Source organism: Kitasatospora sp. NPDC088861 (assembly GCF_044750105.1).
In the GTDB taxonomy this organism is placed as follows: Bacteria; Actinomycetota; Actinomycetes; order Streptomycetales; family Streptomycetaceae; genus Kitasatospora.
In genome coordinates this window covers 104052-116641 of sequence record NZ_JBIVJF010000010.1, presented here as the reverse complement: position 1 = coordinate 116641, position 12590 = coordinate 104052, and the positions used below count along the sequence as shown (strand labels likewise).

12 protein-coding genes are annotated in these 12590 nt (G+C 72.3%); 2 read left to right on the top strand and 10 right to left on the bottom strand.

The features are described from left to right. Positions 1-33 precede the first annotated feature (33 nt). On the bottom strand, positions 34-852 hold the full coding sequence (locus ACIP37_RS19170; RefSeq protein ID WP_350877926.1) for an SDR family oxidoreductase: 819 nt from the start codon (positions 850-852) through the stop codon (positions 34-36). Positions 853-1135: 283 nt separating this feature from the next. Here ACIP37_RS19170 and ACIP37_RS19165 point away from each other — a divergent pair, with 283 nt between their 5' ends. Beyond that, on the top strand, positions 1136-2005 hold the full coding sequence (locus ACIP37_RS19165; protein WP_400844134.1) for a 3-hydroxybutyryl-CoA dehydrogenase: 870 nt from the start codon (positions 1136-1138) through the stop codon (positions 2003-2005). A 69-nt stretch (positions 2006-2074) separates the two neighbouring features. Here the strand turns inward: ACIP37_RS19165 and ACIP37_RS19160 are convergent, their stop codons facing one another. From ACIP37_RS19160 to infC, 8 genes are all read right to left on the bottom strand, one after another. Continuing rightward, positions 2075-2917, bottom strand: a complete 843-nt coding sequence (locus ACIP37_RS19160) for a chitosanase (protein ID WP_363583812.1) — start codon at positions 2915-2917, stop codon at positions 2075-2077. A 206-nt stretch (positions 2918-3123) separates the two neighbouring features. After that, complete coding sequence (gene pheT, locus ACIP37_RS19155; RefSeq protein ID WP_363583814.1) at positions 3124-5625, bottom strand: phenylalanine--tRNA ligase subunit beta; 2502 nt, start codon at positions 5623-5625, stop codon at positions 3124-3126. Next, positions 5625-6746, bottom strand: coding sequence for a phenylalanine--tRNA ligase subunit alpha (gene pheS / locus ACIP37_RS19150; protein ID WP_363372880.1), 1122 nt, complete (start codon positions 6744-6746; stop codon positions 5625-5627). The genes pheT and pheS overlap by 1 nt, the downstream gene beginning before the upstream one ends. 335 nt (positions 6747-7081) lie before the next feature. Further along, positions 7082-8185 (bottom strand): ATP-binding protein, encoded by a 1104-nt coding sequence (locus ACIP37_RS19145; RefSeq protein ID WP_400803671.1) that lies wholly within the window; start codon positions 8183-8185, stop codon positions 7082-7084. Positions 8186-8295: 110 nt separating this feature from the next. Continuing rightward, a complete protein-coding gene (locus ACIP37_RS19140; RefSeq protein WP_350877932.1) occupies positions 8296-9162 on the bottom strand; it encodes an RNA methyltransferase in 867 nt (288 codons plus the stop codon). Between the two features lie 104 nt (positions 9163-9266). After that, positions 9267-9662: a 50S ribosomal protein L20 gene (gene rplT / locus ACIP37_RS19135; RefSeq protein ID WP_030055649.1), complete on the bottom strand. Its 396-nt coding sequence runs from the start codon at positions 9660-9662 to the stop codon at positions 9267-9269. 109 nt (positions 9663-9771) lie between these two features. Continuing rightward, a complete protein-coding gene (rpmI, locus tag ACIP37_RS19130) occupies positions 9772-9966 on the bottom strand; it encodes a 50S ribosomal protein L35 (RefSeq protein ID WP_030055648.1) in 195 nt (64 codons plus the stop codon). A 141-nt stretch (positions 9967-10107) separates the two neighbouring features. Next, positions 10108-10869, bottom strand: a complete 762-nt coding sequence (infC, locus tag ACIP37_RS19125) for a translation initiation factor IF-3 (RefSeq protein ID WP_400803829.1) — start codon at positions 10867-10869, stop codon at positions 10108-10110. 482 nt (positions 10870-11351) lie between these two features. On the opposite strand from infC, the gene ACIP37_RS19120 reads away from it, so the two are divergent. Further along, a complete protein-coding gene (locus ACIP37_RS19120; RefSeq protein ID WP_350877933.1) occupies positions 11352-11729 on the top strand; it encodes a DUF1844 domain-containing protein in 378 nt (125 codons plus the stop codon). Positions 11730-11805: 76 nt separating this feature from the next. On the opposite strand, the gene ACIP37_RS19115 is transcribed toward ACIP37_RS19120, so the two are convergent. Beyond that, positions 11806-12579, bottom strand: coding sequence for an SseB family protein (locus ACIP37_RS19115; RefSeq protein ID WP_363583818.1), 774 nt, complete (start codon positions 12577-12579; stop codon positions 11806-11808). Positions 12580-12590 lie beyond the last annotated feature (11 nt).

Genomic DNA, 12590 nt, shown 5'->3' with positions numbered 1-12590 from the left:
CCGTCCGAGGGGCACGCCGGCCGAGGGGCCCGTTCAGCCCATCGGGTCGTCCGCCTTGTACGGGCGCATCCGCAGCGTCCGGGCGTCCGCCGCGCGGATCTCCGCGGCCCGGTTGACCAGCTCCTCCAGGTCGTCCCGCCCGGCGTGGATGAACCGGCCGTGCAGGCCGTCGAAGCGGCCCCGGGCGGCGTCCACGGTGACCGCGACCATGTACGGGATGGAGCCCCAGGTCGTCGTGTCCTTGAACATCGGCATCGCGGCGGTCATGTCGGTTTCGACCGCGCCGGGGCTGATGTCTAGGATGACGATGCCGTGGCGGGCCAGCGAGTCCGCCATGTTGTCGGAGAGCTGGAGCAGCGCCCCCTTGGAGGTGGCGTACGCGGTGTAGTCGCCGTCCGGGCGCAGGGCGAAGCCGGAGTTGAGGTTGACCACCCGGCCGCGCTCCCGGGACACCATGCCGGGCAGGACGCAGCGCAGCAGGTTGTAGGGGCCGCGCAGGTTGGTCTCGATCACCTGCCACCACTGGTTCGCGTCGGTCTCCCAGAGCGGCACCTCCGCGCGGTCGACCAGGCCGGCGTTGTTGATCAGCAGGTCGATCGGGCCGAGGTCGCGTTCGACGACCCGGACGGCCTCGCGGACGGCGCCGGCGCGGGTGACGTCGGCGGTGACGGCGACGCCGCGGGAGCCGTGCCGGGCGCACTCCTTGAGGGTGTCGGTCAGCGTCCCGTGGGTGCGGCCGACCAGGCCGACGGCCATGCCCTCGGCGGCCAGGCCGATGGCGATCTCCCGGCCGATTCCCCGGCCCGCGCCGGTGATCAGGCCGACCTGTCCTGCGAGCGATCCCGTCGGCACCGTGTGCTCCCTTCCCGTCCCCGGCCCCCGTCTGCGGCATTCTTCCGGCCGCCGGGCGGGGGTGGCCCCGGGCGCACGGGCGGCGGGCCCGGCCTCACCCGTTCGGACGACGTCTCGCACTGGCACCCGGCCGGGGAGGGGGTGACCTACTGGCCGGTACGGAGTAGTAACGTCGTCGGGACGGTGACCGGTGCACCCATTCCGGCACACCGGCCCGTTGACCAGCAGCTCGCTGGGCCACCAGTTCGCTGGGCGACCCCCAGCACCACCGAAGGGCAACTGAGTGAGTGACATCGCGCGCGTCGGAGTGATCGGCTGCGGCCTGATGGGGTCGGGCATCGCGGAGGTCTTCGCCCGGGCCGGGCTGGACGTCCTGGTGGCGGAGGCCAGCGGCGAGGCGCTGGAGTTCGGCCGCACCCGGCTGACCAACTCCCTGGACACGGCGGTCAAGCGCGGCAAGCTGAGCCCGGAGCTGCGGGACGAGGCGCTGGCCCGGCTGACCTTCACCGTGGACCTGTCCGACTTCGCCGACCGCGACCTGGTGGTCGAGGCGGTCGCCGAGCGCGAGGACATCAAGGTCAAGATCTTCCAGACCCTGGACCAGGTGGTCGAGCGCCGGGACGCGATCCTCGCCTCCAACACCTCGTCGATCCCGATCGTGAAGCTGGCCGCCGCCACCTCCCGCCCCGAGCAGGTGATCGGCCTGCACTTCTTCAACCCGGCGCCGGTGCAGAAGCTGGTCGAGGTCATCCCGACGCTGACCACCTCGGCGGTGACCACCGAGCGGGTCGAGGCCTTCGCCTCCCAGGAGCTCGACAAGGAGCCGATCCGCGCCCGCGACCGGGCCGGCTTCGTGGTCAACGCGCTGCTGGTGCCCTACCTGCTGTCCGCGGTGCGGATGTTCGAGTCGGGTGTGGCCACCGCCTCCGACATCGACAAGGGCATGGAGGCCGGCTGCGCCCACCCGATGGGCCCGCTGCGGCTGTGCGACCTGATCGGCCTGGACACCATCGTCTCGATCGCCGAGTCGATGTACGACGAGTACAAGGAGCCGCTGTACGCGGCTCCCCCGCTGCTCTCCCGGATGGTCGACGCGGGCCTGCTGGGCCGCAAGTCCGGCCGCGGCTTCTACGACTACACCGCGAGCGCCTGAGCACCGGCCGGTGGACGGCGGCGGGGCCCGGGAGCGATGTGCCGCTCCCGGGCCCCGCTTGGCGTTCCGTCAGCTGTTGATGGCGTAACTGTCGCCGTAGACCTTCCACTTGAGCGGCGGGTTGAGGTCGAAGTTCTTCGCGTTGAGGAAGACCGACTGCTCGGTGTCGACCCGGCTGGTGTCGGAGTGGGCCTGCTCCTTCTTCATGACCACCTTGCGGGCGTCCAGGAAGGCCTTGAGGTAGGTGGCCTCGTCGCCACCCTGGGCGGGGGTCTTGGCCTTCTTCAGGGCGGCGGCGCGGATGCCGCCGAAGCTGTCCGAGCTGTTGCCGGGGCCGTGCATGACGATGGCGTCGTAGTAGGCGAACTGGCCGAGCGCGCGCAGGCCGTCGGACTTGGCCTGGTTGACGGCGGGGTTGAAGTACACCCGGTCGCGCTCGTCGTTCTGGGCCTGCTGGAAGACCGTGTCCTTGGCGGCGGCGGCCCAGTCGTTGACGAAGGGGGTGCCGAGGCCGGCGTGCGAGGCGCTGCCGTTGACCTTCTTCAGGGCCGGCAGGTACTTGGCGAGGACGTTGCCCGGCTTGAGGTCGGTGTAGTGCTGGACGAGGTCCAGCATGTCGCCGGTGCCGGAGCAGAAGCCGATGATGCCGCCGGTGTAGCCGCGCCCGTCGCCGATGTCCTCGATGTACTTGTACTGGGCCTTCCAGTCCAGCGAGGAGTTCTCCGCGCTGGACACCAGCTGCATCGCGATGTCCTTCTTGTGCGGGTCGTCCAGCCCGACTCCCTTGAGCTGGACGGACGTCGCGGACGGCGGCGCGGCGGTGGCGGCGCCGGCGGCCGCGACCGTGAGGGGGGCGGCCACCAGGGCGGCGGCGAGGGCGATGCGGAGGGCATGGTGGTGCTGGGGACGCATACGATGCTCCGTTTCCTCGGGGGGTTAGGAAACTTTCCTAACGAGAATTAAGGCCCTCCTTCCCTGTCCCCGCAAGGGTTTTGACAAAGTCTCTTCAAGGCTCTTCAAAGGCGCAGGTCAGACCACAGGCCCAGGGGCGGGCTCCGGGCAACGCGAAGGGCCCCGTCCGGACCGAGGTCCGGACGGGGCCCTGGGGCCTGACGGGATCAGGCGCCGCGCAGCACCGCGCCGGTGCGGGCGACGGCCTCGGCGACGGCCGCCTCGCGGGCGGCGGTCGCCTCGTCGGCGGTCAGCGTGCGGTCCGCGGCGCGGAAGCGCAGCGCGTACGCCAGCGACTTGCGGCCCTCGCCGACCTGCTCGCCGGTGAAGACGTCGAACAGCCGGATGGCCTCCAGCAGTTCGCCCGCGCCGGAGCGCAGCGCGGCCTCCACGTCGGCGGCCGGAACGGCGGCGTCGACGATCAGCGCGACGTCCTGGGTGGCCACCGGGAAGCCGGAGACCGCAGGGCCGTTGACCTTCTCGGCGCCGTCCGCGGTGAGCAGGTCGACGTCGATCTCCATCGCGCTGGTGCGGGCCGGCAGGCCGAGCGCCTTGACGACGCGCGGGTGCAGCTCACCGGCGTGGCCGACCACCCGGTCGGTGCCGGTGACGACCAGCTCGGCGCAGCGGCCCGGGTGCCACGGCGCCCGCTGCCCCTGCCGGACGGTCAGCTCGACGCCGGCCGCGCGGGCCACCGTACGGGCCGCCTCGACGGCGTCCGCCCAGGACGCCACGGCGCCCTGGCCCCACCAGCCGGACGGCAGCCGCTCACCCGCGAGGGCGACGGCGACCCGGCGCGGCTGGTCCGGCAGCGCGGCGTCCAGCGCGGCCAGCTCCTCGGCGCTCGGCCGGCGGTCGACGGCCGGACGCGGGGCCACGGACAGCTCGTCCTTGGGCAGGAAGACGGTGCCGGTCTCGTAGATCGCCAGGTCGGTGTTGCCGCGGCCGACGTTGCGGCGCAGCGAGCCGAGCAGGCCCGGCAGCAGCGTGGTGCGCAGCGCCGGCTCCTCGTCGTTGAGCGGGTTGACCAGCTTGACGGTGCGCCGACGCCGGTCGTCCGGCTCCAGGCCGAGCGCCTCGAAGGCGCTCTCGCCGAGGAACGGGTAGTTGTTGACCTCGACGTAACCGGCCCCGGCCAGCGCGACGCCGATCCGGCGGTGGACGCGCTGGGCCTCGGTCAGGCCCTTGCCCGGGGGCACGTTGGGCATCCGGGCGGGGACGTTGTCGTAGCCCTCCAGCCGGATGACCTCCTCCGCGAGGTCGTACGGGTCGGTGAGGTCGGGGCGCCAGGTCGGCGGGGTGACCTCCAGGACGTCGGCGCCGGCGACCGAGCAGCCGATCTCCTGCAGGCGCCGGGTCACGGTCTCGCGGCCGTACGCGGTGCCGGCGACCCGGTCGGGCAGGTCGGCGGAGATGGTGATGGTGCGCACCGGGTGCGGGGCGGCGATGTCGGTGACCCCGGCCTCGGCGGTGCCGCCGGCGATCAGGACCAGCAGGTCGACGGCGCGCTGGGCGGCGGCGCGGGCGGCCTCCGGGTCGACGCCGCGCTCGAAGCGCTTGGACGCCTCGGAGGGCAGCTTGTGCCGCTTGGCGGCGCGGGCGACGGCGACCGGCTCGAAGTGCGCCGCCTCGATGATCACCTCGGTGGTGCCCGGGCCGGCGGCCGGGTCGAGGATCTCGGTGGAGGCACCGCCCATGACGCCGGCCAGGCCGATCGGGCCGCTGTTGTCGCAGATCAGCAGGTCCTCGGCGGAGAGCTTGCGCTGCACGCCGTCGAGGGTGGTGAGGCTCTCGCCCTGCTCCGCCCGGCGGACCGTGATCGGGCCGCTCACGCGCTGCTTGTCGTAGGCGTGCAGCGGCTGGCCGACCTCCAGCATCACGTAGTTGGTGATGTCGACGGTCAGCGAGATCGGGCGGATGCCGGCCTTCTGGAGGCGGCGCTGCAGCCAGATCGGGGACTTGGCGGTCGGGTCGATGCCGACGACCGTGCGGGCCACGAAACGGTCGCACCCGGCCGGGTCGTTGACCTTGACCAGGTAGCCGAAGGAGTTGGCCGGCGGCACGTCGAGCAGCGCCGGGTCGGCCAGCGGCAGCCCGTACGCGGCGGCGGCCTCGCGGGCGACGCCGCGCAGCGACAGGCAGTAGCCGCGGTCCGGGGTGACGGCGATGTCCAGCACCTCGTCGACCAGCTGGAGCAGCTCGATCGCGTCGGTGCCGGGCTCGAACTCCGGCGGGAGCACGATGATGCCGTCGTGGTCGTCGCCCATGCCGAGCTCGCGGGCCGAGCAGATCATGCCGGCCGAGGTGCGGCCGTAGGTCTGGCGGGCCGCGATCGGGAAGGGGCCGGGCAGCACGGCGCCCGGGAGCACCACGACGACCTTGTCGCCGACGGCGAAGTTGGTGGCGCCGCAGACGATCTCCTGCGGCTCGCCGGTGCCGTTGGCGTCGCCGACGTTGACGAGGCAGTGCCGGATCGGCTTCTTGAAGCCGGTCAGCTGCTCGATGGAGAGCACCTCGCCGACGACCAGCGGGCCCTTGAGGTCGCCGCCGAGCTGCTCGACGGTCTCGACCTCCAGGCCGGCCCGGACCAGGCGCTCCGCCACGTCACGGCCGGTCTCGCCGGCCGGCAGGTCGACGTACTCACGCAGCCAGGAAAGCGGGACGCGCATCAGATCTCCATCCCGAACGGGAGGGTGAAGCGCACGTCACCCTCGACCATGTCGCGCATGTCGGCGACGTTGTGACGATTCATCAGGATCCGCTCCAGGCCCAGGCCGAAGGCGAACCCGCTGTAGCGGTTGGGGTCGACGCCGCAGGCGACCAGCACGCGCGGGTTGACCACGCCGCAGCCGCCGAGCTCGATCCAGCCCTCGGAGGAGCAGGTCCGGCAGGGGCGGTCCGGGTTGCCGACGCTCTCGCCGCGGCACACGAAGCACTGCAGGTCGATCTCGGCGCTCGGCTCGGTGAACGGGAAGTACGAGGGGCGCCAGCGGAGCTCCAGGCCGCCGCCGATCAGCTTCTCGACCAGCACCTCGATGGTGCCCTTGAGGTCGGCGAAGGTGATGCCCTCGTCCACCGCGAGGCCCTCGACCTGGCGGAACACCGGGGTGTGCGTGGCGTCCAGCTCGTCAGTGCGGTAGACGCGGCCGGGGCAGACCACGTAGACCGGGGGCTCGCGGTCGAGCAGGGTGCGGGCCTGGACCGGGGAGGTCTGGGTGCGCATCACCACGCCGGAGTCGGCGGAGCCGTCCGGGGCCTGCACGAAGAAGGTGTCCTGCATCGAGCGGGCCGGGTGGTCCGGTCCCAGGTTGAGGGCGTCGAAGTTCAGCCACTCGGCCTCGGCCTCGGGGCCCTCGGCGACCTGGTAGCCCATCGCGACGAAGGTGTCCTCGATGCGCTCGGCCAGGGTGGTCAGCGGGTGCCGGGCGCCGCGCGGGGCGCGGTCGTACGGCAGCGTGACGTCCACCGCCTCCTCGACCAGCACGCGGGCGTCGCGCTCCGCCTCCAGCTCGGCCTGCCGCTTGGCGAGGGCCTTGTTGACGGCGCCGCGGGCCTGGCCGATCAGCTTGCCGGCGGCGGCCTTGGCGTGCGGGGGCAGGGCGCCGATCTCGCGGTTGGCGAGGGAGAGCGCGGAACGGTCGCCGGTGTGGGCGACCTTGGCCTCCTTCAGCTCGTCGAGCGTGCTGGCGGCGGCGAAGGCGGCGACGGCCTCGTCCCGCGCCTGCTCCACCACCTCGGGCTTGAGGGCCTCGACCTCGACCGGGTCGTACGACTTGTTGGGTGCCGACATCTCTATCTTCCCGTGCTCCTGCTCGTCCGTGCTCAGGTAAGGGTGGCTCTCCCCTGCGGTACGCCCGGCGTGGCCGGGGCACGGGCAGCCGTTCTCCGTACGACGGGGAAGAGGGGTGTCCGCGGCTCAGCCGCACAGGGCGTCCCACAACGCCAAAGGTCGAGTGTAGTCGCAGCGCGTAGCGCGGCTGCCTGGAAGCCCGTCCAGCGGGACCGCGGAGCATGCGTTCATGCTCTTTCAGAGCATGCCCCGATCGTCGTCATGCTCCTTCAGAGCATGCTCTGCTTGTCGTTCATGCTCCTTCAGAGCATGCTCTGCTTGTCGTTCATGCTCCTTCAGAGCATGAAGTCCGGAACGCTGGCGGGCAGGATAAATCGGAACCGGGCGCCGCCGCAGGGGGCCCGGTCGACCCGGATCGAGCCGCCGTGGGCCTCCACGATGCCCTTGACGATGTACAGGCCCAGGCCGGTGCCGCCGCGCTTGGAACCGCGCCAGAAGCGGGTGAAGACGCGCGGCATCGACTCCTCGGGGATGCCGCTTCCTTCGTCGCTCACGGTGACCGCGGTTCCTTCCACGATGCGGGGAGGGGTGCCCGAGCGCTCCCAGAGGGGCGCCTCGACGACCTCCTTGGCCGGTGCCACCTCGATCGTGACAGTTCCCTCGCCGTGGCGCACCGCGTTTTCCAGCAGGTTGGCCAGCACCTGGTCGACCTTGTCCGGGTCGGCCCACAGGACGGTCAGCGACTCGCTGATCCGGACGTCGAAGCGCTCCTCGGGGATGCCGGTGGCGACCTTGCGCTCGACGTGCCGGCGCACCGCGGCGGCCAGGTCGACCACCTGCTTGCGCAGTTCCAGCCGGCCGGCGTCGATCCGGGAGATGTCCAGCAGTTCGGCGATCAGCCGGGTGACCCGGTCGGCGTCGGCGTCCACCGTCTCCAGCATCAGCCGCTTCTGCCCGTCGGTGAAGCGCTCCCACTTGGCCAGCAGCGTCGCCGTGAAGCCCTTGACGCTGGTGAGCGGCGAGCGCAGCTCGTGGGCGACGGTGGCGATCAGCTCGGCGTGGCTGCGCTCGGTGCGGCGCCGGGCCTCGGTGCCGCGCAGCGCGATCACCACCCGCTGCGGCGGCCCCAGCGGCACCTCCCGGACGTACCGGGCGGAGACCAGCACCTCGCGGCCGCCGGGCAGCAGCAGGTTGCGCTCCGGCTGGCCGGTGCGGGTGGCCAGGCCGCCGTACGGGTCGGTCAGCTGCCACCAGCGACGGCCGTCCAGGTCCTCCAGCGGGAGGACGTCCTCCAGCCCGCTACCGAGCGCCGCCTCCGGGGGCAGGCCGGTGAGCCGGGCCGCGGCCCGGTTGAAGCAGACCACCCGGCCCAGCGCATCGGCGACCACCAGGCCGTCCGGTAGGTCGTCCGGGTCGAGCTCTGGCCCGCTGCCGACCATGGGTGTCCTCCCCGATTACCCACCGTGCCGTTCCCCCCACAGAGGCAGACCCTAGCGCCTCGCAGCCCCCTGTAGTAGGCCCTCGGCCGGTGGCGCCGGGAGCGTGCGGGTCAGGCGTTCGAGCGGCAGCCGCCGGGCGAGCGCTGCGCCCGGGCCGAGGCGTACAGGCAGACGGCCGCGGCGGTGGCCAGGTTGAGGCTCTCGGCGTGCCCGTGGATCGGGACGCGCACGACCTCGTCGGCCAGCGCGCGGGTCTCCTCCGGAAGCCCCCAGGCCTCATTGCCGAACACCCACGCGCCGGGCGCGCCCAGGGTGCCCTCGTCGAGCTCCTGGTCCAGGTCGCGCTCCCCCGCGCCGTCCGCGGCGAGCACCCGGACCCCGGCCGCGCGCAGCTGCGCGACGGCCTCCTCGACCGGTACGCCGACCGCCACCGGCAGGTGGAACAGGCTGCCGACGGAGGCCCGGACGGCCTTCGGGTTGTACAGGTCCACCGAGGCGTCGGTGAGCACCACGGCGTCCGCGCCGGCCGCGTCGGCGGTGCGCAGCACGGTGCCGGCGTTGCCGGGGTCGCGGACGTGGGCGAGGACCGCGACGAGCTTGGGGCGGGCCTTGAGCACCTCGGCGAACGGGGTGTCGATGAAGCGGCAGAGCGCCACGATGCCCTGCGGGGTCACCGTGTCGCAGATGTCGGCGATCACCTCGTCGGTGGCGGTCAGCACCGGCAGCCCCTCGGCCAGCGTCGCCTCGACGATGGCGGCGTGCCGCTCGGCGGCCTCCGGGGTCACGTACACCTCGACCACGGCGTGCTCGGCCGAGCCCGGCAGCTGGCCGAAGGCGACGGCCTCCCGGACGGCCTGCGGGCCCTCGACCAGGAAGCGGCGTTCCTTGGTGCGCTGGTTCCGCTTGGCGAGCCGGCGGGCGGCGACGACGCGCGGCGAGCGCAGGGAGGTGAGCAGGGGGGTGTCGGTGCTCGGCATGGTCTCGTTCTCTGTGGCGGGCGGCGCTGAAGATCCGGGGAAACGCAGAACCGGACCCGCAGGGAGCCTGCGGGTCCGGTCAGAGCTCGACTGATCTCGGAAGATCAGGCGGCGTCGGCGGCAGCCTTGGGGGCGTTCACGTCGGCCGGCAGCGCCTTCTGGGCGACCTCGACCAGCGACGCGAACGCGCCCGGGTCGTTGACGGCCAGGTCGGCCAGCATCTTGCGGTCGATCTCGACGCTGGCGGCCTTCAGGCCCTGCACGAAGCGGTTGTAGGTGATGCCGTTGGCACGGGCCGCAGCGTTGATGCGCTGGATCCACAGCTGACGGAAGTCGCCCTTGCGCTTCTTGCGGTCGTTGAAGTTGTAGACCAGCGAGTGGGTGACCTGCTCCTTGGCCTTGCGGTACAGGCGCGAGCGCTGGCCACGGTAGCCGCTGGCGCGCTCCAGGATGACCCGGCGCTTCTTGTGGGCGTTGACTGCCCGCTTGACGCGTGCCACTTGATTACTCCTTGGGTTGGACCACGGACTACTTCACGTGGTCCGTCATTCGAATGGGTCGGGAAGGATCAGCTGCCCCGCTCACGGCTCGCACCGGGCGGGAGGGCGATCACTTGCCGAGAAGCTTCTTGATCTTCTTGGCGTCAGCGGGGGCCAGCTCGACGGTCCCGGCCAGCTTGCGGGTCAGCGTCGAGGGCTTGTGCTCCAGGAGGTGGCGGCGGCCGGCGCGCTCGCGGAGCACCTTGCCAGAGCCACTGATCTTGAAGCGCTTGCTGGCGCCACTGTGCGTCTTCTGCTTCGGCATTTCGCCGTATCTCCTCGTCGGTCCCGTCCGCGCCCGCGCGGCCTGCGCCACGCGGGCGTGAACTGGATGGATCTGTGTGACCGGGCGGGGCGCCCCGTCACCTTGGGGCCGGTCTCCCGGGCCGCCCTGGCCGGTGAAGGCTCAGGCGCCCTGGGAGGCGGCCGGCTGCTCGACCGGAGCGTCGGCCTCGACGGCCGGTGCCTCGGCCGGGGCGTCCTCTGCCTCGGTCGCCTCGTCGTCGGCGACCTCGTCGTCGGCGACCTCGTCGTCGACCAGCAGGTCGTCGTCCACCAGGTCGTCGTCCGCGGCGGCGTCGGAGCCGGGGGTACGGCCCTGACGCTCGGCCTTGCGGGCGTCGGCGAGGGCGCGGGCCTCGGCCATCGCCTCGGTCTTCTTCTTGTGCGGGCCAAGAACCATGATCATGTTTCGGCCGTCCTGCTTCGGCGACGACTCGATGAAGCCCAGGTCCTGGACGTCGTCGGCGAGCCGCTGCAGCAGGCGGAAGCCCAGCTCGGGGCGGGACTGCTCACGACCACGGAACATGATCGTGATCTTGACCTTGTCGCCCTGCTTGAGGAACCGGACGACGTGACCCTTCTTGGTGTCATAGTCGTGCGGGTCGATCTTCGGCCGGAGCTTCATCTCCTTGATGACCGTGTGCGCCTGGTTCTTGCGCGCCTCACGGGCCTTCATGGCCGACTCGTACTTGAACTTGCCGTAGTCCATGAGCTTGCACACCGGCGGCCGGGCGGTCGCCGCGACCTCGACCAGGTCAAGGTCGTACTCCTGCGCGAGCTCCAGCGCCTTGGCAAGCGGCACGATGCCGACCTGCTCGCCGCTGGGACCGACGAGTCGCACCTCCGGGACGCGAATCCGGTCGTTGATGCGGGGCTCGGTGCTGATGGGGCCTCCTCGGTTGCACCTTCTGCGATGCGGCCGTCGGACGGCGGACGCACGTAGTGGACTCGACCACTGGGCGGGGCTTCATTCGTGCTGCGCTGCCCGGCACCTGTTCGGCACCGTGTGCACCGCGACACGAAAAAAGCCCCGCTCGGTACAAGCGGGGCTCCACACAATCCGGGGGCAACACCCTGGTGAGGAGCGCTGCTGCGACTCGGCGCCGTGGCGCCCGTCGCGGACCGGGACCCGTCGACCCTGAGGTCGACCAGGTGAGAGACTTTCGCGGTTGCCCTCTCGGGCCTCCTGGGTGGAGCCTCCTCTTGCTGGCCAGGTGCCCATACGGGATCCCGGCCGGTCAGTCTCGAAGCATACAGCGCTGCGGAGTCGAACGCTATTCCGCCCCACCTCACCACCTTTGTCCGCCTCCGGAAGGGCCCTTGTACGCTCCAGGGGTACGGACACCGGCACGACGGAACGAGCCCCCCTTGAGCAGCGAGCCCACCAAGACCCCCGGCGCGGACGACGACGCGATCGGCTTCGACGACCTCACCCGGGACATCGCCGAGGTCCCGGCCGTCGAGGTGATCACCACCGTCGCGGTGCACCTGATGAGCGCCGCCGCGGTCAAGTGCGGCCTGGCCGAGGGCGGGGACAAGGACAAGGACCTCGACGAGGCCCGCAAGCTGATCACCGCGCTGGCCGGACTGGTCACCGCCGGCGCCCCGGAGATCAGCAACTTCCACGCGGCGCCCCTGCGGGACGGCCTGCGCTCGCTGCAGCTGGCCTTCCGCGAGGCCTCCATCGTCCCGGACGCGCCGGGCACGGGCCCGGGCGAGAAGTTCACCGGGCCGGTCTACTCCTGACCCGGACGCGACTCGGGGGCGGTGCGTCACGCGACGCACCGCCCCCGACGCACTTCCTACGGCTCCCCACCGCTCCCTACCGCCTGTAGAGCGGCTCCCCCGGCAGCTCCGCGCTCGCCGGCAGCACCGCGAGGTCCAGCCCCCGGTCCAGCCGCACCCGCAGCACCGGGTCGGCGGCCACCGCCCGCCCGACCCGCTGCACGGCCGCCTGCAGCCCGTCCTGCTCCAGCGCCGGGTCGAACACCACCGCGAGCACCCCGTCCGAGCCCTCCGAGGCCGCCAGCAGCCCGGTGAGCACCTGCGGCTCGGCCGCCAGCAGCCCGCGGACCGCCTCGCGCACCTCCGGGTCCCGGACCGGCGGCAGGAACGGGCGGTTCTCCGCGAGCGCCCGCAGCCGGGCGCCGCTCAGCTGGAAGGGCACCGGCCCGGCCGGGTCGACCAGCAGGGTGTCGGCGCGCTCGGAGAAGGCCACCATCGCGGCCTGCGGGGCCGCCGTCGGCGCCGGGCGGGCGTCGGCACGCCAGCGGGCGAGCGAGTCGAGCGAGGTGAAGGCCGGCAGCGCGCGGCGCCCGTCCGGGGCCTCCAGCACCGGGACGGCCATGTCGCTGGTCTTCTCGTGCTGGTGCCCGTGCTCGTCCACCTCGACCTCGCCGAGGATCGCGACGATCGGGACCATCAGCCGGGTGGGGGTCAGCGCCGCCAGCACCTCCGGCTCGGCCGCGCGGTCCTGCGACCAGCGGGCGAGGGCCTCGGCGAGCGCCGGGTCTGCGGTGCCGTCGTCGTCGGAGAAGCCGGGGTTCGGGATGCCCTTGCCGACGAACGCCGGGTTGGAGAAGTCTTTGCGGTCCACCCGCCCGACCC

Bases quoted from the DNA above. Each gene is read 5' to 3' on its own strand.
- rpmI (WP_030055648.1), bottom strand. From the start codon at position 9,966: ATGCCGAAGCAGAAGACGCACAGTGGCGCCAGCAAGCGCTTCAAGATC.
- pheS (WP_363372880.1), bottom strand. From the start codon at position 6,746: ATGTCGGCACCCAACAAGTCGTACGACCCGGTCGAGGTCGAGGCCCTC.
- pheT (WP_363583814.1), bottom strand. From the start codon at position 5,625: ATGCGCGTCCCGCTTTCCTGGCTGCGTGAGTACGTCGACCTGCCGGCC.
- ACIP37_RS19140 (WP_350877932.1), bottom strand. From the start codon at position 9,162: ATGCCGAGCACCGACACCCCCCTGCTCACCTCCCTGCGCTCGCCGCGC.
- ACIP37_RS19160 (WP_363583812.1), bottom strand. From the start codon at position 2,917: ATGCGTCCCCAGCACCACCATGCCCTCCGCATCGCCCTCGCCGCCGCC.
- ACIP37_RS19145 (WP_400803671.1), bottom strand. From the start codon at position 8,185: ATGGTCGGCAGCGGGCCAGAGCTCGACCCGGACGACCTACCGGACGGC.